Consider the following 26041-nt stretch of genomic DNA (forward strand, 5'->3'; position numbering starts at 1 on the left):
GAGCAACCCGGGCGCGTGCCGGACCGCACGTCGTCATTGGTCACTCGGAGTGCCGACGCTAATGCTTTGTGTGACGGAAATGGTGGCTTTCGCTCGGGAAAACCCCATATGGGTGGGCAGGCGGGGGAGATGGTGCGTCTGTCCGCTCATCCCACGCAAAGGCCTCCGGTGGCCGGCGGCGGGTCAGGTGGTCCGCGCCGGCCCCGGAGGCCTTGGCTGTATCGGGTCTTCGGAGGTGACGGTGTCACCGGCGAGCAGGACTGTCGGTGACTCCGGTGACTCCGGTGACTCCGGTGACTCCGGTGACGCCGGTGGTGCTCGTGATGGCGAGTCGGGTGGCAAGTCGGCGGTGTTCGAGGGCGGTTGCCAGGGCGTAGGCGCCGCCGCCGGCGAGGGTGAGCACCCAGTAGAGGCCGGTGCTGCCGGTGAGGAGTGCCGCGGTGGAGGTGAGGGCGAGCCAGGTGCCGAGGCCGTAGTGGAGGAGGTTGCGGCGCTGGGCGCCCTCGGCGATGTAGAGCAGCCCGACGATGAGGCCGGATCCGGTGGGCCAGAGCATGGTCTGAAGGTCGGGGTTGCCGACGGTGGAGGTGAGGCCGGTGATGGCGAGGAAGAGGGCGACGAAGCCGGTGACCCATGCCGCGCCGAGGAGTTTGCCGGAGAGAGCCTCGTCGGGGCCGGTGGCGGTGCGCTGGGCACGTGTCGCGGCGAGGGTGGCCTGGACCGTGCCGACGGCGAGTCCGGCGCCGAGGAGGGTCATGGGCAGCCAGCCCGGCAGGCCGATCAGGGGTTCGTCGCCGACGGAGACGGCGGCGGCCCCGTGGCCGAGCAGGTAGGCGAGGCCGAAGCTGATGTAGGTCGCACGGTTGTCGACCTCGCCCGGGGCGTGGGCCGGTGTGACGGTGGTGGAGATCGGGGCGGCGATCGGGGTGGTGATCGTGGCGGGGGGAGCGGCGACGGGCATGGTGGGGCCTCCGGGGTAGGGGCTGGGTCAAACTGCGACACGTAACGTCAAACTCATAAACTTACGACCGTAACTACAAGGCATGGCTCGCTGCTCTTGCGGGCTCGGCGTCACGTCACGCTCCGGGGACGATGATGACCTTGCCGGCGACGGTGCGGGACTCGGCCAGGGTCAGCGCAGCGGCTGCCTCGGTCAGCGGGATCCGGGCGGCGATCTGCGGGACGACGGTCCCGTCGGCCACCAGCTGCAGGACCTGGGTGAGGTCCTCGCTCATCCGGCGCTGCCAGGACGCGCGGCAACGGCGCTTGCCGGCCCAGAGGTTGTAGAAGTGGGCACTCTTGCCGTTGGGCAGGTTGTTCCACGCCGCGAGCTGCCCGAAGAGCTTCAGTACCGGCAGCTGCGAGTTGCCCTTGTCGCCCTTGGATGCCGCGGTGCCGTAGGAGACGAGCGTCCCGCCCTTGCGCAGCAGTCGCCACGACTGCTCGACCGCGGCCCCGCCGACGTGGTCGAAGACCGCGTCCACACCGTCGGGCGCCAGCTCCTTGATGCGGGCGTACATGTCGGGGTCGCGGTAGTCGACCGGTGTCGCGCCCAGCTCGCGTACGTAGTCGTGGTGGCGCTCCGACGCCGTACCGATGACCTTCAGGCCGGCGTGCCGGGCCAGTTGTACGAGCGTGGAGCCGACGCCGCCGTTCGCGCCCAGCACCACGATCGTGCCGCCGGCGCGGACCTTGGCCGTCCGGTGCAGCATCTGCCAGGCGGTGACGCCGTTGACGACGACGGTCTCCGCGGCTGCCGCGTCCACGTCGTCCGGCACCGGCATCAGGTCCGCGGCGTCGACCAGCAGGTGGCTGGCCCAGGCGCCGATCTTGGTGATCGCCGCGAACCGGCGGCCGACCAGGCCGGTGTCCACGCCGGGGCCGACCTCGGTGACCGTACCGACCAGGTCGTAGCCGAGTACGAAGGGGAACGGCGGCTGGTCGAAGTACGTACCCAGGCGCATCTGCTGCTCGGCGAACGAGACGCCCGTCGCGTCCATCCGCAGGACGACCTGGCCCTTCGCCGGCTCCGCCAGCTCGCGGGTCCGGCTCTCCAGTCCCTCCGGCTCGACCTCTCCGGGCAGGACGATCTCGGTGGCGGTGATGGTGTTGTGCGCTGCGTGTGTGGCGTTCATGGCGGGCTCCTTGCTGCTCGGTTCGGGGCTTCGTGCGTTTGCTTACGGTCGTAACACTACACACGTAAGTCCGGAGCGGCAAGAGACTGCCTATGTAAACTTCACGCTGTAAGTTGACGGCGGAGCGCAGCCGTGTCGCTGCGCACGCCTGGCGGGAAGTTACGGACGCCAATACGGCGCCCATGGGCCTGTTTTCTGTCCGCAACCTCCCCCCGAGCCCACGCGAGATGCCGCAGCTTGCCCCGCTCTGGTGCCGCGGGTGAGGGCTGAGCTACCGCGTGATCAGGAGTCGAGCACGGCCGCGACGCCCTCGATCTCCACTAGCTGGTCGGCGTACCCGAGCACGGTGACGCCGAGCAACGTGCTCGGGACGTCGTGGTCCCCGAACGCGTCCCGGACCACCTGCCAGGCGGTCACCAGGTCCTCCTGCCGCGCGGAGGCCACCAGCACACGCGTGCTGATGACGTCTTATCCCGGGCTGCCCGGCTGTTGGGGGTTACGGACGCCCATATCGGACATACGGGCCTGCCTCCCGTCCGTAACCCCGCCTGGGGGCGGGCCCCGGGCCGTTACGGCTGGCGGAGTGAGAACCAGAGGTCCGTTCGTACGTCCATGTCGTTCAGGTCCGCGTTCAGCAAGGTCGCGCAGCGGGTGATGCGTTGGCGGACCGTGTTGCGGTGGATGCGTAGGGCCACCGCTGTGCGGTCCCAGCTGCCGTGGAGGCTCAGCCAGCAGCGCAGGGTCTCCGTCAGTGGTTCGGTGAGGGGGGCCAGCAGGGCGCGGGCGTGGGCCTCGGCGCGGTCGGGCGGGACCAGGGCGGCCAGGCCTCCGGTGCCGGGGCGGTGCGTGGCCAGCGGGGTGCGGGTGGCCTCGGCGTGGCCCAGGGCGCGAGTTGCCTGGGCTTCGGCCTCGGGCAGCGCGGTGACGGGGGCCGGTGCGGAGACGCCGAGGGTCCAGCCGGGGTGCGGGCGCACCGCCTCGTGGGGGCCGGGGAGCAGGACCCGTACCGTCTCGCGGTCCACGTCCGACAGTGCCGAGCCCAGTGCGGCCCCCAGCGCGCCGGCGTTCAGCGCGTCGGCCGGGGTGCCGCCGGCGCGGCGGGCCTGGACCACCGTCCAGGGGCCGTCGCCGCCCAGCAGTGGGGCCACGTCCTGCGGGGCCGCGCCCAGCAACAGGCGTACGAGCGCCGCCGAACGGCCCGCCGCGTCCGCGCCCTGGTGCGGGGCGGTGAGGAGGGAGAGCAGCACGACGGCGATGCCGGTGACCGTGTGGTCGCCGGCATCGCGTCGGGGCGTCGCCAGGGCGAGGGCCAGGCCCTGTCCGCCGCCGACGGCGTACGCGGAGAGGTGGATGCCGGCCCGGGTGTCGGTCGCCGATGACGGGCTCGGCTTCCGGTCCCGGGAGGGGGAGGGGGAGGGGGAGGGGGAGGGCGAGAGGGAGGGGGAAGGGGAAGGGGAGAGGGAAGGGGTAGCGGTGGGGGGCGTGGGGGGTGCCACCCGTTGGGCCAGGCGGGTCAGTGCCGTCTGTACGTCCGGTGCCGGGCGCCCGCCCGCCGCGTGCAATACGCCGCCGTCCGCCGTGAGGAGCGCGACCCGGCCCTCCAGCTGCACGGCCAGCTGGCGCAGCACCGCCGGCACCGGGTCCGGGCGGGCAGCCGCCGTCGCGAGGGCCTGCTGGGCCCGGGTCACCCGGCGCAGCTCGCGGTGTCGTGCCTCGGCCATCAGCCGCCAGACCGCGCGGGCGACCGTGGTGAAGCGGGTCTCGGGCGGTACCTCGACGAGGGGCAGCCCGTGCCGGTCGCACGCCTCCACCAGTGTGGGCGGCACCGTGTCGTACACCGGCGCCACCCCGAAGCCGAGCGCCGCCGCCCCCGCCTGGACGAGCCGGGCCACATACGTGTCGGCTTCCGTGAGCTGGACCCCGGCCGTCAGCAGCAGTTCACCGCCCAGGAGGTACGGATACGGGTCGGCCATCTCCGAGGTGTGCACCCACAGCAGCTCCGCGTGGTCCGGGCCGGCGATCCTGCGCAGCCCCAACTCCTCCCGGCCGAGGAGCTCGGCCAGGGGAATCGGAGGGGTGGGGGGCCCTGCGGGGGATTCCGGCATGGACGGTCCATCCACTCGAAGCGATGAGGATGGAGGAAACGTACACTTCAGCGTCGGCTTCCAGCCACCTACCGTCTTCATCACCACACCCGGCCCCGGCTCCCGAACGGAACCGGGACGACGGAGGGACGGAGGAGAGCCCATGGCTGTCGACTACGCGGTGATCGTGGTCTACCTGGCCGGCATGCTCGCCATGGGCTGGTGGGGCATGCGCCGCGCCCGGTCCAAGAGTGAGTTCCTGGTCGCGGGACGGCGGCTCGGCCCCTGGATGTACTCCGGGACCATGGCCGCGATCGTCCTCGGCGGCGCCTCGACGATCGGCGGTGTGGGCCTCGGCTACCAGTACGGGCTCTCCGGCGCCTGGATGGTCCTCACGATCGGTCTCGGGCTGCTCGCCCTGTCCGTCTTCTTCTCCGCGCGCATAGCCCGGCTGAAGGTCTACACCGTCTCCGAGATGCTCGACCTGCGTTACGGCGGAGGCCGGGCCGGAGTCATCTCCGGCGTCGTCATGTGGGCGTACACGCTGATGCTCGCCGTCACCTCGACCATCGCCTACGCCACCATCTTCGACGTCCTGTTCGACGTGAACCGGACCGTGGCGATCATCCTGGGCGGCACCATCGTCGTCGCGTATTCGACGCTCGGCGGCATGTGGTCGATCACGATCACCGACATGGTGCAGTTCGTCGTCAAGACGATCGGCGTCCTGCTGCTCCTCCTGCCGATCGCAGTCGTCAAGGCCGGCGGCTTCGCCGAGATGAAGGCGAAGCTGCCCACGGAGTACTTCGACCCGCTGGGCATCGGCGGCGAGACGATCTTCACGTACGTCCTCATCTACACCTTCGGCATGCTGATCGGCCAGGACATCTGGCAGCGTGTGTTCACTGCACGCGGCGACCGGACGGCACGCTGGGGCGGCACCGTCGCGGGTACGTACTGTCTGGTGTACGCCGTCGCCGGTGCCGTCATCGGGACGGCGGCCAAGGTGATGTACCCGAAGCTGCCCAGTGCCGACGCGGCCTTCGCGACGATCGTCAAGGACGAACTGCCGGTCGGTGTAAGGGGGCTGGTGCTGGCCGCCGCGCTCGCCGCGGTGATGTCCACCTCGTCCGGCGCCCTCATCGCCTGCGCGACCGTGGCCAACAACGACATCTGGTCGCGGCTGCGGGGCGCGGTGGTCAGGGGTGGCGGGGACGAGCGGAACGAGGAGCGCGACGAGGTGCGGGGGAACCGGGCGTTCATCCTCATCATGGGTGTCGCCGTGATCGTGATCGCCATCGTGCTCAACGATGTCGTCGAGGCGCTGACCGTCGCCTACAACCTGCTGGTCGGCGGGCTGCTGGTGCCGATCCTCGGGGGGCTGCTCTGGCGCCGGGGCACCGTGGCGGGAGCGCTGGCGGCCGTGGCCGTCGGCGGTGTCACGGTGGTCGGGCTGATGGGTGCCTACGGGATCCTCGCCAACCAGCCCATCTACTACGGGCTCCTCGCCTCGCTCGCGGTGTACATCGCCGTCTCGCTGGCGACGGAGCCGACCGACCCGGCCGTGCTGGCCACCTGGCGCGAGCGCCTGGCCGGGCGGGGGACCGATGACGAGGACCCGGCGACCCCGGGGACAGGTCCGGGTCCGGGCCCGGATTCGGGGACAGGTGCGGACCGGGTCTCCGTCTGACGGCGGCCCACCGGCCGCCCGGGGAGCCGGTCGGATCCGGCCCCCTGACACACTGATCGACGTATGAACGCCCACAAAGCGTGCATGGCACAACGAAAGGCACCCACGCCCATGAGCAGCAACGAATCGCCGCGCGGCCCCGTCGACTCCTCCCGCGTCCCGCGGTACGCCGGACCCGCGACGTTCGCCCGGCTGCCCCGGCTCGACGAGGTCGGCTCCGCCGATGTCGCCGTCGTCGGAGTGCCCTTCGACAGCGGCGTCTCCTACCGGCCCGGCGCCCGCTTCGGCGGCAACGCGATCCGGGAGGCCTCGCGCCTCCTGCGCCCGTACAACCCGGCGCAGGACGCCTCGCCCTTCGCGCTTGCCCAGGTCGCCGACGCGGGTGACATCGCGGCCAACCCGTTCAACATCAACGAGGCCGTCGAGACCGTCGAGGCCGCCGCCGACGACCTGCTCGCCACGGGCGCCCGGCTGATGACGCTCGGCGGCGACCACACCATCGCGCTGCCGCTGCTGCGTTCCGTCGCCAAGAAGCACGGCCCTGTCGCCCTGCTCCACTTCGACGCGCACCTGGACACCTGGGACACGTACTTCGGCGCGGAGTACACCCACGGCACCCCGTTCCGCCGGGCCGTCGAGGAGGGCATCCTCGACACCGAGGCGCTGTCCCACGTCGGCACCCGCGGCCCGCTGTACGGCAAGCAGGACCTCACCGACGACGCCAGGATGGGCTTCGGCATCGTGACCTCGGCCGATGTCATGCGGCGCGGCGTGGACGAGGTCGCCGACCAGCTCCGGCAGCGCATCGGTGACAGGCCGCTCTACATCTCCATCGACATCGACGTCCTCGACCCGGCGCACGCCCCCGGCACCGGCACCCCCGAGGCCGGCGGCCTCACCTCCCGCGAGCTCCTGGAGATCCTGCGCGGGCTCTCCTCCTGCCACCTCGTCTCGGCCGACCTGGTCGAGGTCGCCCCGGCGTACGATCACGCGGAGATCACGTCCGTCGCCGCCTCGCACACGGCGTACGAGCTGACGACGCTCATGTCCCGCCAGATCGCGGAAGGCCGCACCCAGTGAGTCACGACCACGACGACAGGCCGCAGCTCACCGCCGCACAGGCCGAAGCCGTCCTGAGTCCTCCCGCCGGGCGCAACGGCGGTGACCTGGTCGTGGAGACCCTCCAGGGTCTCGGCGCGACCACGGTCTTCGGGCTGCCGGGCCAGCACGCGCTCGGTATGTTCGACGCGCTGCGCCGCTCCTCCCTCTCGTACGTCGGACTGCGCGTCGAGAACAACGCGGGCTTCGCCGCCGACGCCTACGGCCGGATCACCGGTGAGGTGGCGCCGCTGCTCCTGTCCACCGGGCCGGGCGCCCTGACCTCCCTGGCCGCGCTCCAGGAGGCCGCCGCCGCGTCCGCGCCCGTGCTCGCGATCTCGAGCCAGGTCCCGGCCGCGGGGCTCGGCGGGGGGCGCCACGGCTATCTCCATGAACTCCGCGACCAGCAGGCGTCCTTCCGCGACATCGTGAAGTCCGTGCACACCGCGCGCACGGCCTCGCAGATCCCCTCCGCCGTCGCAGCCGCCTGGGAGTCCGCGCTGACCGCCCCGCACGGCCCGGTCTGGGTGGAGATCCCGCAGGACGTGCTGCTCGCCGAGACCGTCCTGCCGGTGGTCAGCGCGCTGGACGCCACCCCGCGCGAGCTGTACCCACGGCCCGAGCTGACGCTCGCCGCGGCCCAGCTGCTCTCGAAGGCCGGGCGTCCGGTGATCGTCGCGGGCGGCGGAGTCGTACGCTCCGACGCGTCCGGAAAGCTGCGCGCGCTCGCCGAGAAGCTCGACGCCCCGGTCGTCACCACCTTCGGCGGCAAGGGCGCCTTCCCCTGGGAGCACCCGCTCTCGCTCAGGTCCTGGCTGGAGGACCGGCACACCACGGACTTCCTGGAGTCCGCCGACGTACTGCTGGTCGTCGGCTCGGGACTGGGCGAACTCTCCTCGAACTACCACACGTTCGCCCCGCGCGGCCGGGTCATCCAGATCGAGGCCGACGCCGGGAAGCTGGAGTCCAACCACCCCGCGCTCGGTATCCACTCCGACGCCCGCGAGGCACTCGCCGACCTCCTGGACACGGTGGAGCCGCGTACGGACGACACGGCGGCCGAGCGCGTCCGTGCGCTGCTGGAGCGGGTCCACGAGCGGATCGCGGGGCAGGACCTCACGCTGGAGCAGCAGGTGCTGGCCTCGGTCCGCGAGGCGCTGCCCGACGCGTCGCCCAGCTTCTGGGACATGACGATCCTCGCCTACTGGGCCTGGTCCGCCTTCGACGCGCGCCGTCCGAACACGATGCACTCGGCGCAGGGCGCGGGCGGTCTCGGCTACGGCTTCCCCGCGGCGATCGGTGCGGCGGCCGCCGACCCGACGACGCCGGTGCTCGCGGTCTCGGGCGACGGCGGCGCGATGTACTCGATCGCCGAGCTCGCCACCGCCCGGCAGTACGACCTGCCCGTCACCTGGCTGATCGTCGACGACGGGGGCTACGGCATCCTGCGGGAGTACATGACGGGCGCCTTCGGCGAAGCCACCGCGACCGAGCTCACCCGCCCGGACTTCGTCGCCCTCGCCGAGTCCTTCGGGGTCCCCGCGGTCCGTACGGCCCCGGAGTCCCTGGCCGCCGACCTCGGCAAGGCCCTGGCGGCCCCCGGTCCTTCGGTGGTGGTGCTTCCGGCGCTGCTGAGGATGTTCGAGCCGACGCACCTCTGAGGCGTCCGAAAGCCCCTCCGACGCGTGGCGTCGGTCACCGTGGCTCGCCCCGAGGCCTTGCGGCGCGGGCCCCGGGCCGGGGGCGTTCCCTCGGCCTGTGGCCCAGGCCATAGCTCGGTTTGTCCGTTTCTGTGCATCATGTCCGGGCGCTCCAGCCGGGGCGGCAGATGACCAGTGAACAGTGCGGAGGACGGACGGCATGACTCATCAGTGGCTGTCCCGGTGCTCCCGTGCCGTGTTCCGTACCGCTCTGGTCGGCGCCGTCCTCGTCCCGGCCGTCATGACGGCGTCGCCCGCCACCGCGGCCGGAGCGTCCGGCGCCAAGGCCCCCACGGCCCCCACGGCCCCCAAGGCCCCCACGGCCAAGGTGCCCACCGTCTCCTGCGTCTCGGACCGTGCCGGGCTCGCCGCGAAGATGACCAAGGACATCACCGCGGCCCTCAAGGGCCACAAGTCGACCACCGCCCTCGCTGTCCAGGACCACCGCACCCGTACGAGCTGCACCCTGCGGCCCACCCAGCAGGTGGACTCGGCGAGCGTCGTCAAGGTCACGGTCCTCGCCGCGCTGCTCTGGGACGCGCAGAAGACGGACCGGGCGCTCACCCCGCACGAGAGCAAGCTCGCCACGGCCATGATCACCAAGTCGGACAACGACGCCACCACCGAGCTGTGGGACGAGCTCGGCCCCGCGAAGGTCAAGGGGTTCCTCAAGGCGGCGGGCATGACCCGTACGGCACTGGACGCCGAGGGCGCGTGGGGGCTCACCCAGATCACCGCCCACGACGAACAGCGACTGCTGACCCTGGTGACGGCGCGGAACAAGGTGCTCGACGACACGTCGCGGGCCTTCGTCCTGGACCGGATGCGCAAGGTCGTGCCGGAACAGCGCTGGGGCGTCCCGGCGGGCGCCCCGGGCGACGCGACGGTCCAGCTGAAGAACGGCTGGCTGGAACGCTCCACCCACGGCTGGCGCGTGCACAGCGTCGGCGCGTTCAGCGGCAAGGGCCACGACTACGTGATCACTGTCCTCACCCAGGACAACAAGACGATGGAGGACGGCATCGACACCGTCCAGGCCGTCTCCAAGGCCGTGCACAAGGACATCGGGCCCACCACCGGGTGAGGGAGGGCGACGCCACAGGGAGAAGCGCATCGCCATCCGCGCCCCTACCCGAGTCCTAGGACCACCCGACCCAGCCTCCGCCCATCGGCCGAGGATTGTTGCGGGAGGATGAAATCCGCAGCTGGCCGCGTTGGAGACATGCGGCAGGACCAAGGCGGGGCGACGGGGCGGAACAGGAGGCACGGGTGGGCGCGGAGAAACAGGGCGCGGAGGACCGGGACGCGGCTCAGGACGCGGAGGCCCGGGACGCGGAGACTCAGGGCACGCAGACCCGGGACGCGGAGGCCCGAGGCGCGGAGGCCCAGGACACGGAGGCCCGAGGCACGGAGCCCCAGGACACGGAGCAGCGGGGCTGGGGGCGCCGGCTGAGCGGATACGCGTGGCGCTACCGGCGCAACGTCGTACTGGCGCTCGGCTCGTCGCTCGCCGGCATGGCCGTGATGGCGCTCGTCCCCCTGATCACCAAGGTGATCATCGATGATGTCGTCGGCAGCCACACCCGTTCACTCGGCGTGTGGACCGGCCTGCTCATCGGCGCGGCCGTACTCGTCTACGGCACCACCTTCGTCCGCCGCTACTACGGCGGACGCCTCGCCCTCGACGTCCAGCACGACCTGCGGACCGAGATGTACGGCTCCCTCACCCGGCTCGACGGGAAGCGGCAGGACGAGCTCTCCACCGGGCAGGTCGTCGGGCGGGCCACCAGCGACCTCCAGCTGATCCAGGGGCTCCTCTTCATGCTCCCGATGACCATCGGGAACATCCTGCTCTTCCTCCTCTCCCTGGTGATCATGGCGTGGCTCTCGCTGCCCCTGACCCTGATCGCCCTCGCCGTCGCCCCCGCCCTGTGGTTCATCGCCCGGCGCTCCAAGGCCCGCCTCTTCCCCGCCACCTGGTACGCCCAGAGCCAGGCAGCGGCCGTCGCAGGGGTGGTCGACGGGGCCGTCTCCGGGGTCCGGGTCGTCAAGGGCTTCGGCCAGGAGGACCAGGAGACCGGGAAGCTCCGCGAGGTCAGCCGCAGGCTCTTCGCGGGCCGGCTGCGCACCATCCGGCTGAACTCCCGCTACACCCCCGCGCTCCAGGCCGTACCCGCGCTCGGCCAGGTCGCGATGCTGGCACTCGGCGGCTGGCTCGCCACCCGGGGCCAGATCACGCTCGGTACGTTCGTCGCCTTCTCCACCTACCTCGCCCAGCTCGTCGGCCCGGTCCGGATGCTCGCCATGGTCCTCACCGTCGGCCAGCAGGCACGGGCCGGTGTGGAGCGCGTCCTGGAGCTGATCGACACCGAGCCGTCCATGGAGGACGGCACGAAGGTGCTCCCTGCCGACGCCCCGGCGAGCGTCGAGTTCGACGACGTGCGCTTCGGCTACACCGACGACCGCCCCGTTCTGGACGGCTTCTCCCTCTCCATCGAGCCGGGCGAGACCGTCGCCGTCGTCGGCGCGTCCGGCAGCGGCAAGTCCACCGTCTCGCTCCTCCTGCCCCGCTTCTACGACGTGTCGCACGGCGCGGTCCTGGTCGGCGGCCACGACGTCCGTGAGCTGACCCAGGAGTCACTGCGCGCCGCCATCGGGCTCGTACCGGAGGACAGCTTCCTCTTCTCCGAGTCCGTCGGCGCCAACATCGCGTACGGCTGCCCGGACGCCACCCAGGAGCAGATCGAACAGGCCGCGCGCGCCGCCCAGGCCCACGGCTTCGTCTCCGAGCTGCCCGAGGGCTACGACACCAAGGTCGGCGAGCACGGCCTCACGCTCTCCGGCGGCCAGCGCCAGCGCGTAGCGCTCGCCCGCGCCATCCTCACCGACCCCCGTCTGCTGCTCCTCGACGACGCGACCTCCGCCGTCGACGCCCGGGTCGAGCACGAGATCCACGAGGTCCTGGCGCAGGTCATGGAGGGCCGTACGACCCTGCTGATAGCGCACCGGCGGTCCACGCTCGGCCTCGCCGACCGTATCGCCGTCCTCGACCAGGGGCGGCTCGCCGACATCGGTACGCACGCGGAGCTCGAACGCCGCTCGGCGCTCTACCGCCGGCTGCTCACCGACCCGGACGAGTTGGGCGGCACCTCACCAGGCCACCAGCCGTCCGCCCCCACGGCCCCCGAGGACGACCGGGCGCTCCTGGAGGAGCTCGACGCCGAGTTCGACGCCGAGCGCGGTGTCACCCCCGGGCTGTGGATCCGTAAGGAGGAGCAGCGTGACCTGGCGGCCGCCGGTATGCCCGCCACGCCCGAGCTGCTCGCCCAGGTCGACGCCCTGCCGCCGGCCACCGACGTCCCCGCCATCGACGAGGCGAGCGCGGTGCGCCCGGAGAAGTCGTACGGCCTGCGCAGACTGCTGCACGGCTTCGGGACCGCGCTGCTGGTGAGCCTGGCGTTGGTCGCAGTCGACGCGGGCATGGGTCTGCTGCTGCCCGTCCTGATCCGCCACGGCATCGACGACGGTGTCACGAAGATGGCACTCGGCGCCGTCTGGGCGGCGGCGGGACTCGGACTGCTCGCCGTCCTCCTGCAATGGGCGGCCCAGATCGGTGAGACCCGGATGACGGGCCGCACCGGCGAACGCGTGCTGTACTCCCTGCGCCTCAAGATCTTCGCGCAGCTCCAGCGGCTCGGCCTCGACTACTACGAGCGCGAGCTCACCGGCCGGATCATGACGAGGATGACCACGGACGTGGACGCGCTGTCCACGTTCCTGCAGACCGGCCTGGTCACGGCCTTCGTCTCCGTCGTCACCTTCTTCGGCATCACGGTCGTGCTGCTCGTCCTCGACATCCAGCTGGCCCTGGTGGTCTTCGCGACCCTGCCGCTGCTGATCATCGGCACGTTCTTCTTCCGGCGCAGGAGCGTCAAGGCGTACGAGCTGGCCCGTGAGCGCATCAGCGTCGTCAACGCCGACCTCCAGGAGTCCGTCGCAGGGCTGCGGATCGTCCAGGCGTTCCGGCGCGAGCACGACGGCGCCGAGCGGTTCGCCGCACGCAGCGACCACTACCGCCAGGCCAGGGTGCGCGGACAGTGGCTGATCTCCGTCTACTTCCCGTTCGTGCAGCTGCTCGCCTCGGTCGCGGCTGCCGCCGTGCTGATCGTCGGCGCGGGCCGCGTCGACAACGGCACCCTGACCACGGGCGCGCTGGTCGCCTATCTGCTCTACATCGACCTGTTCTTCGCGCCCGTGCAGCAGCTGTCCCAGGTCTTCGACGGCTACCAGCAGGCCACGGTCTCCCTCGGCCGGATCCAGGAACTCCTGCGGGAGCCGACCTCCACGGCCGACCACGACGAGCCGCAGGGCGTGACGTCGCTGCGCGGCGAGATCGCCTTCGAGGGCGTCTCCTTCGCGTACACCGGCGAGGAGGAGGCCCTGACCGGCATCGATCTGCGGATCCCGGCCGGCCAGACGGTCGCCTTCGTCGGTGAGACGGGTGCGGGCAAGTCGACGCTGGTCAAGCTCGTCGCCCGCTTCTACGACCCGACGAGCGGACGCGTCACCGCGGACGGTACGGATCTGCGGCGGCTCGACAGGACGGAGTACCGGCACCGGCTCGGAGTCGTGCCCCAGGAGGCGTACCTCTTCGAGGGCACGGTCCGTGACGCCATCGCGTACGGGCTCCCGGAGTCCACCGACGCCCAGGTGGAGGCGGCGGCCCGGGCCGTCGGCGCGCACGACATGATCGCCACGCTGGAGGACGGCTATCTGCACGAGGTCGCCGAGCGGGGCCGCAACCTCTCGGCCGGCCAGCGCCAGCTGATCGCGCTCGCCCGCGCCGAACTGGTCGACCCCGACGTCCTGCTGCTCGACGAGGCGACCGCCTCCCTCGACCTCGCCAGCGAGGCCCTGGTCAACCAGGCCACCGACCGGCTGGCGGGCCGCCGCACCACCCTGGTGGTCGCACACCGGCTGACCACGGCCGCCCGCGCCGACCGGGTCGTGGTGATGGACAGGGGCCGGGTCGCCGAGGACGGCACGCATGACGAGCTGCTGGCCAGGGAAGGCACGTACGCCCGGCTGTGGCGCACCTTCATAGGGGAGGGCATAGGAGAGGACGCCCCGGCGGGTGTATGACGCCGCGCCGCCTGCAACCTGGCGGGGCGCTTCCCGCGTCGTACACCGATGCGTACGGGTATCCGACGGGGGCCGGTGTGTTCGAAGAGGCGGGCGATGTGGACGGTATGGACGGTACGGCGAGACCGCTGAGGCCAGCGGGACGGACGGGGCGAACGGGCCGGACAGGACGGATGGGCCGGGTAGGTCGGATGGGAGAGGCGGTACGGGCAGTGCGGGGGCTCCTCGCCCTTCCGCTGCTCGGAGCCCTGGTCCTGGTGCTGGGCCCCACCGGCCCCGCGCAGGCCGCAGCGCCCGCCACGACGGCCGTACCTGCCACAACGGCCGCACCCGCCGTATTCGCCGCATCGGCGTGTGCCGGGCGGCTGGTCAAGACGGTGAAGTTCGCCACCGGTTCGTTGCGCGTCTACAAGAGCGGCGACTACGCCTGCGCCGTCACCGTCGCCAAGAAGCCGGGCGCACGCCGCGCGATGCGGGTGTCGGTCCAGCCGCGCGGTGGCCGTGCGGTCGTCGACAGCGGCAAGTTCACCACCTTGGCCGGCCCGGTCCGCGTACACGCGCTCAACCGCTGCGTCCGCACCTCCGGTTCCGTCGGGAATTCCTCCGGCTCAACGGGGTGGATCATGTGCTGACGTGCGTGTGGGTCTGGCGTGACAGGTGTGACCCCCGCTAGGTTCTCGGCGACTGTCGAGAATCAAGGGGAGGGTGCATGCGCAAGGTGCTCAGAGGTGTTCTGTCGCTGGCAGTGCTCATAGGCACAGTGAGTGCGACCGGAGCCTCGGCCGGAGCGGCCACCGCCGCGGAACCGGCCGCGCAGCAGGGCAGCGGTCACACCAGCAGCAGTGAGAGCAGCAGCGAGGACATCAAGGACCGGATCCTGGCCATCCCGGGAATGAGCCTGATCGAGGAGAAGCCCTACCCGGGCTACCGCTTCTTCGTCCTGGAATACACCCAGCCCATCGACCACAAGCACCCGTCCAAGGGCACCTTCCAGCAGCGCATCACCCTGCTGCACAAGGACACGACCCGGCCCACGGTCTTCTTCACCGGCGGCTACAACGTCTCGACCACCCCGAGCCGCAGCGAGCCGACGCAGATCATCGACGGCAACCAGGTCTCATTGGAGTACCGCTACTTCACCCCGTCCCGCCCGGAGCCCGCCGACTGGTCGAAGCTCGACATCTGGCAGGCCGCCAGCGACCAGCACCGGGTCTTCAAGGCGCTGAAGAAGATCTACTCCAAGAACTGGCTGACCACCGGCGGCTCCAAGGGCGGCATGACCGCCACCTACTTCGAGCGCTTCTACCCCAAGGACATGGACGGCGTCGTCGCCTACGTCGCGCCCAACGACGTGAACGACAAAGAGGATTCGGCGTACGACCGGTTCTTCGACCGCGTCGGCACCAAGGAGTGCCGCGACCGGCTGAACGGCGTCCAGCGCGAGGCGCTCGTGCGCCGCGAACCGCTGGAGAAGAAGTACGAGGAGTACGCCGAGGCGAACGGCCTGACGTTCGACACCGTCGGCACCCTCGACAAGGCCTTCGAGGCCACCGTCATGGACTACGTATGGGCGTACTGGCAGTACAGCCTGCTCGCCGACTGCGACACCATCCCGGCCGACGCCCCGCGCGCCACCGACCAGGAGATCTGGGACTCCATCGACACCATCTCGGGCTTCTCCGCCTACGCCGACGAGGACCTGGCCGCCTACACGCCGTACTACTACCAGGCGGGCACCCAGCTCGGTTCGCCCGACATCAAGCAGCCCTGGCTGGGGAACCTGAGCCGCTACGGCTACCAGCCGCCGCGCACCTACGTGCCGCGCTCCATCCCGATGAAGTTCCAGCCCTCGGTGATGCGGGACGTGGACCGCTGGGTCCGGAACAACGCCAGGCACATGCTGTACGTCTACGGCGAGAACGACCCGTGGGGCGCCGAGCCCTTCCGCCTCGGCAAGGGCGCCCGGGACAGCTACGTCTACACGGTGCCGGGCGGCAACCACGGCTCCAAGGTCGAGGGCCTGGTCGACGACGAGAAGGCCAAGGCCACCGCGGCCATCCTGCGCTGGGCCGGGGTCGCACCCGCCTCCGTCGAGGCCGACCCGGCGAAGGCGAAGCCCCTCGCGAAGTTCGACGCGCGCCTGGACGTGCGCGACAACGAACTCCGGCGGGACCGGGGCACGCTGCGCCCGTAGTGACCTGAGGCGGCACGGGCTGTGCCCGCCGGATGGTGGTTCACATCCGGCGGGCACAGCCCACCGGCTTCTCACCGCCCAACTCCACATACAGATCGGTGGTGTCGGGGCAGAGGGCGCGGCGTGCCACCGCCGAACCGATCACGAACTCCGGCTTCCGCTCGCCCGATCCGTCGCAGGCGGTCTCCCTGACCTCGCCCTCGCGGGAGCCGTGGACACAGTCACCGACGACCGTCAGCGGGCCGCCGCCCTGCCCGGGATCGCCCGGGTGCGGTGACTCCAGATTGCGCATGCAGGCATACCCACTCGGCTCAGGGTCACCGCCCTGCGCGGAGATGTGCAGCACGAAGTCGGTGGCGGGCGGACACGCCGGGCCGTCCGCCCGAGTCCCCGTGTAGCGGGCGAGCACCCGCGCCGCCGCCCTCTCGCTGCCGCACGACACCTCGCGGAACACCTCCCCGCGTGAGCTGCAGTCGCCGGGCCCCAGGAACTCCACCCCGTACCCCGAGGGCACAGGACTGTCCTGCGGCCCGCCCCCGGCCCCGCCCGGGACGCTGCCGACCGGCTGCCGGCAGGCCCCCAGCACGAGCACCGCGACGACGACCGGCAGAGCGCGCAGCACCCGCCGCACTCGCAATACCCGCAGCACCCGCACCACTCGCACCACGGCAGCGAAACGGCGCTCTTCCATGAACCACAACACCCCCGGTGCGCCCACAGGGGCGTGCACCCAGCGTGACCCGCCGGAGCGGGCACACGCCAGGTGCACGGGGTGGTTTTAGCTCATTGGTGTGGTTACGTCGAGGGTGGGGCGTAGCTCCGGTACGACAGGCCGTAGCCGACGGGGTACAGCGCCTGCGCCGGGGCGTCCGCCCGCTGCACGGGGACCGGGAGCCGGCCCTCGGGCCGAGCCCGCCCCGCGATCACGCGGGCGGCGGCCCGCAGTTCGACGTCCGTCCAGGAGTACGTGGCGAGGCTCGCCGCATGGCCCGTCCCGGCCAGCTGGGCGATGTCGTACGGATCCCGGATCGCGAGCGTGATCACCGGGACACCGGTCGCCGCGAGTGCGCTGACCAGGGTGCGCTGGGTGCTCGTCGCCGTCACGTTGTACGTGCCCACGATCACCGCGTCCTTGCCGTCCGCCGCGGCCACCGCCGCGTCGATCTGCGCCTGGGTGGGCGCGGTGCCGGTGGACAGCGCGGTCGCCGTGAAGCCCAGTTCGTCGAACGCAGCGGCGAGCGTCGAGGTCGGAGGCCCGGTCGTGCCGGACGGGGACGCGGGATCGGCGCCGACCACGAGCAGCTTCCTGTGCGACCGACGGGAAAGCGGAAGCAGCGCCCCGCTGTTGGTCAGCAGGGTCGTCGTCCGCTCTGCGATCCGGTCGGCCTCGGCGCGATGCGCGCGGACGCCGACCGTGCGGTCGACGCCCCGGCGGGTGACGTAGGGATCGCGGAACAGTCCGAGCCGGTTCTTCAGCCGCAGGATGCGCAGGATCGATTCCTCGATGCGGGCCTCGCTGATCTCACCGCTCTTCACCGCGTCCAGGACGGCGTTCCAGGCGACCTTCAGGTCCGGTGGGTTGAGCAGCTGGTCGACGCCGGCCAGCAGCGCGAGGACGGGGACGCGCTCGTCGCCGTACTTCGAGCGGACCCCCTCCATCCCCAGCGCGTCGGTGACCACGACACCGTCGTAGCCGAGCTCCTCGCGCAGGATGCCGGTGAGGATCGGGCGGGACAGGGTCGCCGGGTCCTCCGACGGGTCAAGGGCAGGCACCACGATGTGCGCCGTCATGATCGAGTCGATACCGGCGGCGACGGCCGCCCTGAACGGCGGGGCGTCCAGCTCGGACCACTGCTCACGGGTGTGCTCGATGACGGGCAGTCCGGTGTGGCTGTCGGTGCTGGTGTCCCCGTGGCCGGGGAAGTGCTTGACGGTGGGGGCGACCCCGCCGCTCCGGTACCCCTTCACCTGTGCGGTGACCAGACCGGCGACCGACTCCGGGTCCGAGCCGAACGAGCGCACGCCGATGACGGGGTTGGCCGGATTGACGTTGACGTCCGCGTCCGGCGCGTAGTTCTGGTTGATCCCCAGCGCCGCCAGCTCGGCCCCGGCGATCCGGGCCGCCGCCCGCGCATCGGAACGCGAACCGCCCGCACCCAGCGCCATCGCACCCGGCAGCAGTGTCGCGGGCTCGCCGACGCGGCACACGATGCCGTGCTCCTGGTCGGTGGAGACCAGCAGCGGCAGCGGGGTGCGGCCCGCGAGCCCGGCGCGCTGGATGCCGTTGGAGAGCTTGGCGATCTGGTGCGGGTCGCGGGTGTTGTGCGCCCAGGTGAAGTAGATGATGCCGCCGACGTGGTACGTGGAGATCAGCTCGGCTGCGTCCCGTACCCCGATCTCGTCGAGGTTGGCATCGATGTCCGCCTGGTCGGGCTCGGTGGCCGAGTGCCCGTACACCCGCATCACGAAGAGCTGGCCGACCTTCTCCTCCAGGCTCATCCGGGCGATGAGCCGCTTGAGCCGGCTGTCGGGCGAGGTGCCGGCCGTGACTGCCTGCGCCGCACCCGGGAGGGCGACGACGCCGGTCGCCGCCGCTGCGGCGGTGAGGAGGGTGCGTCTGGAGGTGCGGTGATGCACGTGAGCCCCTTCCGGTGCTGAAAGAAACTTCCAAGAAGGTACGGATATATGGAAAGTAACTACCAGTCAAGGGAGCTGCCCGAAAAGGGGAATGACACGCGGAAGGAAGAGTGACGTCCTCCGGGGTGCCCGCCGTACTCCGTCAGGACAGGCCGGCTCCCGCCCCGGCCCCGTGCCCCTGAAGCGCCGACACCGCCGCGATGATCGCGGGCCGCCGCGCGGCCTCCGTACGCCACAGCGCGTACAGCCGCCGCACCGGCACGGGGTCCAGTCGCACCGCGACCACGCCGGGCGGCAGCGGCCCGCGCCCCAGCCGGGGGATCATCGCCACGCCGAGCCCGGCCGCGACCAGGGCCAGCTGGGTGTGGTTCTCCTCCGCCCGGTGCCGGATGTCCGGCTCGTATCCCGCCGCTCGTAGCGTCCGTACGAGCCAGTCGTGGCACACCGTGCCCGGCGGCTGACACACCCACCGCTCCTTCGCCAGCTCCTCCCGTCGTACCGCGTCCCGGCCGGCGAGCGGATGGCCCTCCGGTACCAGCAGGTCGCACCGGTCGTCCCCGAGCACCGCCTGCGCCAGGCCCTCCGGTGCGGGCAGCGGGCTGATGTCCCAGTCGTGGGCGACGGCGAGATCGATCACGCCCTTCGCCACCAGATCGACGGAGAGGTGCGGATCGACCTCGGTGAGCCGCGCGTCCAGCGCCGGGTACTCCCGTGCCAGCTCCGCCAGGACCCCCGGCAGCAGCCCGCGCGCGGCGGAGGCGAACGCGGCGATGGAGAGCCGCCCGGTCGGCTGCCCCCTGCGCTGCTCCAAGGTCGTCTCCGCCGCCTCCACGATCGCCAGCAACTGCTGGGCGGTGGCGGCGAGATGGACGGCGTCCTCGGTGAGCGCCACCCCGCGCCCGTGCCGTTCGAGTAGCGTCGTACGGGTCTCGCGCTCCAGCTTGGTGATCTGCTGGGAGACCGCGGACGCGGTGTAGCCGAGCGCGGCGGCGGCACCCGCGACGGAACCGTGGACGGAGACGGCGTGCAGGGCGCGCAGCCGTGACAGATCGAGCACCGGAACCGTTCCTATTCAGTGAGCGGGAAGCATGAGCAATGCTCAATCCAACCATGAAGAAATCCGCGCTGGTGCTACACGGTTCCGGCGCCCGATGCTCGACGCATGCGTCCTCTCCACATCGCCCTGGCCGCGCTGGTAGCCGCCGTCTGGGGCGTGAACTTCGTCGTCGTCGAGCTGGGTCTCGCCCACTTCCCGCCCCTGCTCTTCTCCGCCCTGCGCTTCCTCGTCGCCGCTCTGCCCGCCGTGTTCTTCATGGGGAGGCCCACGGTGGCCTGGAGGTTCATCATCGGCGTGGGTCTCGCCCTCGGGGTCGCCAAATTCGGGCTGCTCTTCATCGGCATGGACCACGGCATGCCCGCCGGGCTCTCCTCCCTCGTCCTCCAGGTCCAGGCCGTCTTCACCGCCCTGTTCGCGGCCCTCGTCCTGTCCGAACGGCCGGGCAGGACCCGGGTCCTGGGCATGGCCGTCGCTCTCGCGGGCATCGGCGTGGCCGCCGTCGACGAGGGGGCGGACGGACCCGTCCTCGCCTTCGTCCTGGTGATCATGGCCGCGGCGTGCTGGGGCGTCTCCAACGTGATCACGCGTAAGGCGGCCCCGCCGGACTCCCTCAACTTCATGGTGTGGGTCTCGACCGTCCCGGTGGTGCCGCTGCTCGGTCTGTCCCTGCTCTTCGAGGGCTGGGACCGTGACGCCGAGGCCCTGGCCGCGCTCGACCGGGCCGGCGCGGGCACCGTCGTCTACGTCGCCTGGATCTCCACGGTCTTCGGCTTCGCGGCCTGGGGCTTCCTGCTGCGCCACCATCCGGCCTCGTCCGTGGCCCCGTTCACCCTGCTGGTGCCCGTCTTCGGGATGTCAGCCGCCGCACTCCTCCTCGGCGAGTCGCTCAGCCCCCTGCGATGGTGCGCGGCGACCCTGCTGGTCGCCGGGGTAGCCCTGACCTCTGCCCGGGGGGTGGGTAGTTACGGACGGCCATAGCGGACATACGGGGCGGCCAGTCGTCCGGAACCCCTAACCCCACCGCCGTTGGCTATCCGGCCAGCTGGTTGAGGTGGGTGCGGCCTGCTGGCAGCAGGTCCGGGAGGTCGGCGGCGGTGGGGTGCCAGCGCTTCTCGTACTCCCAGCAGACCCAGCCGTCGGAGGCCGGCGTGTCGAGGCACGCCTTCAGCGGCAGCGTCCCGGCGCCGAGGGGGAGGGGAGTGGTGTCCTCGGCCGAGGCCACGTCCTTCACCTGCATGTATCCCAGGTGCGGCGCCAGTACCGCGTGGCTGGCCGCCGGCTCCTCGCCGGCCAGCCAGGTGTGCATGACGTCCCAGATCGCGCCGATGTGGCTGTGCCCGACCGTGCCCACGACCCGGGCCACGTCGGCTCCGGCGCGGTGCGAGTCGTGGGTCTCCAGGAGGATCCGTACGCCCCGATCGGCGGCGTGCGGGGCCGCGGCACCCAGTCGCCGCGCGGCGGCCGCGTCGGCGTCCGCCGCGTCCTGGCCACCGCCGCCGGGGAACACCCGGACGTACGGCGCGCCCAGGTCGTGCGCGAGGTTCACGAGCGCGGTCAGCTCGGCGATCACCGGCTCGTCGTCGCCCTCGGCGGCGACCCTCGCGTAGCCGGCGACGGTGAGGATCTGCACCTCGGCCTGCTTGAACTCGGCCGCTACGGCTGCTCGTTCGGGCGGGGTGAGGCCGAGGTTGACCGGTTCCTCCGGGTGGGCGCGCAGTTCCACGCCCTGGTAGCCGGTCCGGGCGGCCAGGCGTACCACGTCCGCCACGGGCATTCCCGGCACGCCGAGGGTCGAGAAAGCGAGCTTCATGGGGGAGTCCTCTCGTCGTTTCGTCGTTGCCGTCCGTACCGGTCGTGGGGGTACAAGGCGGGAGCCGTACCCGTACCCGTACCCGTCCCGGTATCCGTACCCGTGATCGTTGGGATTCCTCAGTGCGACTGCGACTGCGACTGCGGCTATGCCTGCGGCTCCGTCTGTGGTTGTCGGGGCCGTGCCGTTGATCCTCGTTCCATGAGTTCCGCGGCGATCGTCGTCACGCCTCCCGGTGGCGGGGTCTCCTTGCCCATCGCGAGGCGGCCCGCCTGTGCGCCCGCCTCGAACAGCGGCAGTCGTACGGTCGTCAGGGCGGGTACGGCGTCCACCGAGAACGGCAGGTCGTCGAAGCCGGCCACGGAGATGTCGTCGGGGATGCGGAGCCCCAGGTCCCGGACGGCGGCGCAGGCGCCCAGTGCCACGGTGTCGTTGGCGGCCACGACGGCCGTCACGCCGGGTTCGCGGCGCAGGAGTTCGAGCGTGGCGTCGTAGCCGGAGGCCCGGTCGTACGGGCCGTGCGCGGTGACGCTCTCCTCGTCGCCGTACAGCCCCGCCGCCTTCATGGCCTCGCGGTGGCCCTCCAGGCGGTGTCGGGTCGTGGTGCGTTCCGCGGGGCCGGCGATGTAACCGATACGGCGGTGGCCCAGGGTGATCAGGTGCTCGGTGAGGCGTCGCGCGCCGCCGCGGTTGTCGAAGGCCAGGGCGGCGAGCACCGCGTCGGTGCCGGGGAGGGGCGGGCGTCCGCAGAAGACGATGCGGGTGCCGGCGTCCGCGAGTGCGGCCAGTTTGACGGCCATCGCGGTCTGGTGGGCCGGGTCCTCCAGTGCGCCGCCGGTCAGGACGAGGGCGGCGGCGCGCTGGCGCTGGAGCAGGGTGAGGTAGGTGAGTTCGCGCTCGGGGGAGCCGCCGGTGTTGCAGACGACGGCGAGTTTCTCGCCGCCTCCGCGGCCGGATCCGTCGCCCGGACCGCCGATCTCGCTCTGTGCCGCTCCGGCCATGATGCCGAAGAACGGGTCGGCGATGTCGTTGACCAGGATGCCCACCAGGTCGGATGTGGCGGCGGCGAGGGAGCTGGCCGGACCGTTCAGTACGTAGTCGAGGTCGTCCACCGCGCGAAGGACCCGCTCCCGGGTGGATGCGGCCACCGGGTAGTTGCCGTTCAGCACACGGGACACGGTGGCCGGGGACACCCGGGCGCGGGCCGCGACGTCCGCCAGGGTGACTGTCATCGCTCTCCTCCGAGGAGTTGTGGAGCGGACCCCCTTGTCCGGGCCGCTGTCGGCAGGCTAGCGTCATACCGGATAGAAAGCGCTTGCTACGGCTGTATGGAGGAACTTTCGTGACACGCAGGACAGTGCGCATCGCCATGAACGGCGTCACGGGACGCATGGGATACCGGCAGCACCTGGTGCGCTCGATCCTCGCGATCCGGGAGCAGGGCGGCCTCGATCTCGGCGACGGCGATGTGCTGTGGCCGGAGCCGGTGCTCGTAGGCCGCCGCGCCCACGCGCTTCAGGCACTCGCCGAACAGCACGGCCTGACCGAGTGGTCGACCGACCTGGACGCGGTGCTCGCCGACGAGTCCATCGACATCTACTTCGACGCCCAGGTCACCTCGGCACGCGTCGACGCGATCAAGAAGGCCGTCGCCGCCGGCAAGCACATCTACACCGAGAAGCCCACCGCCACCGACGTCGAGGGCGCGCTCGAACTGGCCCGTCTCGCCCGCGACGCCGGCATCAAGCACGGGGTCGTCCAGGACAAGATCTTCCTCCCCGGCCTGCTGAAGCTGAAGCGCCTCATCGACGGCGGCTTCTTCGGCGAGATCCTGTCCGTACGCGGCGAGTTCGGCTACTGGGTCTTCGAAGGCGACTGGCAGGAGGCGCAGCGCCCCTCCTGGAACTACCGCGCGGAGGACGGCGGCGGCATCGTCGTCGACATGTTCCCGCACTGGGAGTACGTCCTGCACGAGCTGTTCGGCCAGGTCACCAGCGTCTCGGCGCACGTGCGGACCCACATCCCGCAGCGCTGGGACGAGCAGGGCAAGCCCTACGCCGCCACCGCCGACGACGCCGCGTACGGCATCTTCGAGCTGGCGGGCGGGGCCGTCGCGCAGATCAACTCCTCCTGGGCGGTGCGCGTCAACCGTGACGAGCTCGTCGAGTTCCAGGTGGACGGCACCCACGGCTCCGCCGTCGCGGGCCTGCGCAACTGCCGTGTCCAGCACCGCTCGGCGACCCCCAAGCCGGTCTGGAACCCCGACCTCCCGGTCACCGAGCCCTTCCGCGACCAGTGGCAGGAAGTCCCCGACAACGCCGTCTTCGAGAACGGCTTCAAGGCCCAGTGGGAGCTGTTCCTGCGGCATGTCGTCCTCGACGAGCCCTACACCTGGGACCTGATGGCCGGCGCCCGGGGCGTCCAGCTCGCCGAGCTCGGCCTCAAGTCCTCGGCCGAGGGCCGCCGCTTCGACGTACCGGAGCTGACCCTGTGACCATCCACCTCCCGCAGGGGCCCTACGAGCCCCGGGCGATCCCGCTCGACCTGGCGCCCTCCGGTGCGCCGCTCGCCTCCCGTACGGTCTTCTCCGCCGCCCATGTCGTCGCCGACCCGGGCGCCGACATCAGCCCCGACGACCCCGCCGCCGTCGACTGGGACGCCACCCTCGCCTTCCGCCGTCACCTCTGGTCGCACGGCCTGGGCGTCGCCGAGGCCATGGACACCGCACAGCGCGGCATGGGCCTCGACTGGGCCGGAGCGGCCGAGCTGATCCGCCGCTCGGCCGCCGAGGCGAAGTCCGTGGGCGGCCGGATCGCCTGCGGCGTCGGCACCGACCAGCTCACAGGTCCTGCGTCGCTGCCCGAGGTGCGTGCCGCGTACGAGGAGCAGCTCGGCCTGGTCGAGGAGAGCGGTGCCCAGGCGATCCTGATGGCCTCGCGCGCGCTGGCCGCCGCCGCGAACGGCCCGGAGGACTACCTGGAGACGTACGCCCATCTCCTGCGCCAGGCCACCGAACCGGTCGTCCTGCACTGGCTGGGCCCCATGTTCGACCCCGCACTGGAGGGTTACTGGGGGAGCACGGACCTCGACGCCGCCACGGACACCTTCCTGAAGGTCATCGCCGAGCACCCGGACAAGGTCGACGGCATCAAGATCTCGCTCCTGGACGCCGAGCGCGAGATCGACGTACGGCGCCGACTGCCCGGCGGGGTGCGCTGCTACACCGGCGACGACTTCAACTACCCCGAGCTGATCGCCGGCGATGACCGGGGCTTCAGCCACGCCCTGCTCGGCATCTTCGACCCGCTGGGTCCGCTGGCCGCCCATGCGGTGCGCGTCCTGGACACCGGGGACGTGGACGGCTTCCGCGCGGTCCTCGACCCGACGGTCGAGCTGTCCCGGCACCTGTTCAAGGCCCCGACCCGCTTCTACAAGACGGGTGTGGTGTTCCTCGCCTGGCTGGCCGGCCACCAGGACCACTTCACGATGGTCGGCGGCCTCCAGTCGGCGCGCTCGCTGCCGCACCTGGCGAAGGCGTACGAACTGGCCGACCGGCTCGGCCTGTTCCCGGACCCGCAGCTGGCGGAGTCCCGTATGCGCGCCCTGCTGACGGTCCATGGAGGAAGCCGATGACCACCGAACTCTCCCGTCTCTCCATCAACCAGGAGACGGTCAGGCAGCTGTCCCTGCCGGAGCTCGTCGAAGGCTGCGCCAAGGCGGGCATCGGCAACGTCGGCCTGTGGCGCGCCCCGGTGCAGGCGTACGGCGTCGAGCGCGCCGGGCGGCTGATGCGGGACGCGGGCCTCACCGTCACCAGCCTCTGCCGCGGCGGCTTCCTCACCGCGTCCGATCCCGGGGGCCGGGCCCGCGCCCTGGACGACAACCGTGCGGCGGTCGACGAGGCGGCGGGCGTGGACACCGACACCCTGGTCCTGGTCTCCGGTGGACTCCCCGACGGGGAGAAGGACCTGCACGCCGCCCGGGAGCGCATCGCCGACGCACTGGCGGAGCTCGCCCCGTACGCCGCCGAGCGCGGCATCCGTCTCGCGATCGAGCCGCTGCACCCGATGTTCGCCTCGGACCGCTGCGTCGTCTCCACGCTCTCCCAGGCACTGGACCTCGCCGAGCGCTTCCCGGCCGAGCAGGTCGGGGTGGTCGTTGACGCGTACCACATCTGGTGGGACGACCAGGTGGCCGCGCAGATCGCGAGGGCGGGGGCCGGCGGTCGGATCCACTCCTTCCAGTTGGCCGACTGGGTCACTCCGCTTCCGGCGGGTGTTCTGGTGGGACGGGGTCAGCTGGGCGACGGCTGCGTGGACTTCCGTGCGATGCGCGGGCACGTCGAGGCGACCGGTTTCGACGGGCCGATCGAGGTGGAGATCTTCAACGAGGGGCTCTGGGCCCGTGACGGGGCCGAGGTGATCGGCGAAGTCGCCGCCCGTTATCTGGAACATGCCTGCTGAGAGCGGGTGCACAACCCATAGGTAAAGAGAT

At 71.5% G+C, this 26041-nt stretch carries 19 protein-coding genes and 1 pseudogene; 11 read left to right on the forward strand and 9 right to left on the reverse strand.

What is annotated here, in order from left to right; translation table 11 throughout:
• Positions 1-244 precede the first annotated feature (244 nt).
• The 4 genes and pseudogenes from OG623_RS23100 to OG623_RS23115 all read right to left on the reverse strand — a co-directional run bounded on the left by OG623_RS23100 (position 245) and on the right by OG623_RS23115 (position 4240).
• Positions 245-961 (reverse strand): ABC transporter permease, encoded by a 717-nt coding sequence (locus tag OG623_RS23100; protein WP_406148922.1) that lies wholly within the window; start codon positions 959-961, stop codon positions 245-247.
• Positions 962-1076: 115 nt separating this feature from the next.
• Positions 1077-2135: a medium chain dehydrogenase/reductase family protein gene (locus tag OG623_RS23105; protein ID WP_406148924.1), complete on the reverse strand. Its 1059-nt coding sequence runs from the start codon at positions 2133-2135 to the stop codon at positions 1077-1079.
• Between the two features lie 282 nt (positions 2136-2417).
• Positions 2418-2603, reverse strand: a pseudogene (locus tag OG623_RS23110) (RidA family protein); the annotation flags it as partial.
• 101 nt (positions 2604-2704) lie between these two features.
• Positions 2705-4240, reverse strand: coding sequence for a PucR family transcriptional regulator (locus OG623_RS23115; protein ID WP_406148925.1), 1536 nt, complete (start codon positions 4238-4240; stop codon positions 2705-2707).
• A gap of 142 nt (positions 4241-4382) precedes the next feature.
• Between OG623_RS23115 and OG623_RS23120 the strand changes: the two genes are divergently transcribed.
• The 7 genes from OG623_RS23120 (at position 4383) to OG623_RS23150 (ending at position 16043) form a co-directional block, all read left to right on the forward strand.
• Entirely contained in the window at positions 4383-5909 is a 1527-nt protein-coding gene (locus OG623_RS23120) for a sodium:solute symporter (RefSeq protein ID WP_406148926.1), read from the forward strand.
• Positions 5910-6020: 111 nt separating this feature from the next.
• Positions 6021-6989, forward strand: a complete 969-nt coding sequence (gene speB, locus OG623_RS23125; RefSeq protein WP_406148928.1) for an agmatinase — start codon at positions 6021-6023, stop codon at positions 6987-6989.
• The gene (locus OG623_RS23130; RefSeq protein ID WP_406148930.1) at positions 6986-8668 is read left to right on the forward strand and encodes a thiamine pyrophosphate-binding protein; all 1683 of its coding nucleotides are present in this window, start codon (positions 6986-6988) and stop codon (positions 8666-8668) included. Before speB ends, OG623_RS23130 begins: the two co-directional genes overlap by 4 nt.
• 199 nt (positions 8669-8867) lie before the next feature.
• The gene (locus OG623_RS23135) at positions 8868-9791 is read left to right on the forward strand and encodes a serine hydrolase (RefSeq protein ID WP_406148932.1); all 924 of its coding nucleotides are present in this window, start codon (positions 8868-8870) and stop codon (positions 9789-9791) included.
• 365 nt (positions 9792-10156) lie between these two features.
• The gene (locus tag OG623_RS23140; RefSeq protein WP_406151964.1) at positions 10157-13849 is read left to right on the forward strand and encodes an ABC transporter ATP-binding protein; all 3693 of its coding nucleotides are present in this window, start codon (positions 10157-10159) and stop codon (positions 13847-13849) included.
• A 191-nt stretch (positions 13850-14040) separates the two neighbouring features.
• Positions 14041-14481, forward strand: coding sequence for a hypothetical protein (locus OG623_RS23145; RefSeq protein WP_406148933.1), 441 nt, complete (start codon positions 14041-14043; stop codon positions 14479-14481).
• Between the two features lie 77 nt (positions 14482-14558).
• The gene (locus OG623_RS23150; protein WP_406148934.1) at positions 14559-16043 is read left to right on the forward strand and encodes a S28 family serine protease; all 1485 of its coding nucleotides are present in this window, start codon (positions 14559-14561) and stop codon (positions 16041-16043) included.
• A 40-nt stretch (positions 16044-16083) separates the two neighbouring features.
• Here OG623_RS23150 and OG623_RS23155 read toward each other — a convergent pair whose 3' ends face one another.
• The 3 genes from OG623_RS23155 to OG623_RS23165 form a co-directional block, all read right to left on the reverse strand.
• Positions 16084-16734, reverse strand: a complete 651-nt coding sequence (locus OG623_RS23155) for a hypothetical protein (RefSeq protein ID WP_406148935.1) — start codon at positions 16732-16734, stop codon at positions 16084-16086.
• A 104-nt stretch (positions 16735-16838) separates the two neighbouring features.
• Entirely contained in the window at positions 16839-18680 is a 1842-nt protein-coding gene (locus OG623_RS23160; protein WP_406148937.1) for a glycoside hydrolase family 3 protein, read from the reverse strand.
• A gap of 142 nt (positions 18681-18822) precedes the next feature.
• The gene (locus OG623_RS23165; RefSeq protein ID WP_406148938.1) at positions 18823-19737 is read right to left on the reverse strand and encodes a LysR substrate-binding domain-containing protein; all 915 of its coding nucleotides are present in this window, start codon (positions 19735-19737) and stop codon (positions 18823-18825) included.
• Positions 19738-19842: 105 nt separating this feature from the next.
• Here OG623_RS23165 and OG623_RS23170 point away from each other — a divergent pair, with 105 nt between their 5' ends.
• The gene (locus OG623_RS23170; protein WP_406148940.1) at positions 19843-20715 is read left to right on the forward strand and encodes an EamA family transporter; all 873 of its coding nucleotides are present in this window, start codon (positions 19843-19845) and stop codon (positions 20713-20715) included.
• 52 nt (positions 20716-20767) lie between these two features.
• On the opposite strand, the gene OG623_RS23175 is transcribed toward OG623_RS23170, so the two are convergent.
• Together OG623_RS23175 and OG623_RS23180 are read right to left on the reverse strand one after the other, a co-directional pair.
• Complete coding sequence (locus OG623_RS23175; RefSeq protein WP_406148942.1) at positions 20768-21547, reverse strand: sugar phosphate isomerase/epimerase family protein; 780 nt, start codon at positions 21545-21547, stop codon at positions 20768-20770.
• A 146-nt stretch (positions 21548-21693) separates the two neighbouring features.
• On the reverse strand, positions 21694-22779 hold the full coding sequence (locus tag OG623_RS23180; protein ID WP_406148943.1) for a LacI family DNA-binding transcriptional regulator: 1086 nt from the start codon (positions 22777-22779) through the stop codon (positions 21694-21696).
• Positions 22780-22889: 110 nt separating this feature from the next.
• Here OG623_RS23180 and OG623_RS23185 point away from each other — a divergent pair, with 110 nt between their 5' ends.
• From OG623_RS23185 to OG623_RS23195, 3 genes are read left to right on the forward strand one after another with little or no spacing between them, the layout of a single operon-like run.
• Positions 22890-24041: a Gfo/Idh/MocA family protein gene (locus tag OG623_RS23185; protein ID WP_406148945.1), complete on the forward strand. Its 1152-nt coding sequence runs from the start codon at positions 22890-22892 to the stop codon at positions 24039-24041.
• Complete coding sequence (locus OG623_RS23190) at positions 24038-25180, forward strand: dihydrodipicolinate synthase family protein (RefSeq protein ID WP_406148947.1); 1143 nt, start codon at positions 24038-24040, stop codon at positions 25178-25180. Before OG623_RS23185 ends, OG623_RS23190 begins: the two co-directional genes overlap by 4 nt.
• On the forward strand, positions 25177-26010 hold the full coding sequence (locus tag OG623_RS23195; RefSeq protein WP_406148949.1) for a sugar phosphate isomerase/epimerase family protein: 834 nt from the start codon (positions 25177-25179) through the stop codon (positions 26008-26010). The genes OG623_RS23190 and OG623_RS23195 overlap by 4 nt, the downstream gene beginning before the upstream one ends.
• Positions 26011-26041: the final 31 nt, after the last annotated feature.

This window comes from Streptomyces sp. NBC_01012, from assembly GCF_045162755.1.
Taxonomy (GTDB): Bacteria; Actinomycetota; Actinomycetes; order Streptomycetales; family Streptomycetaceae; genus Streptomyces.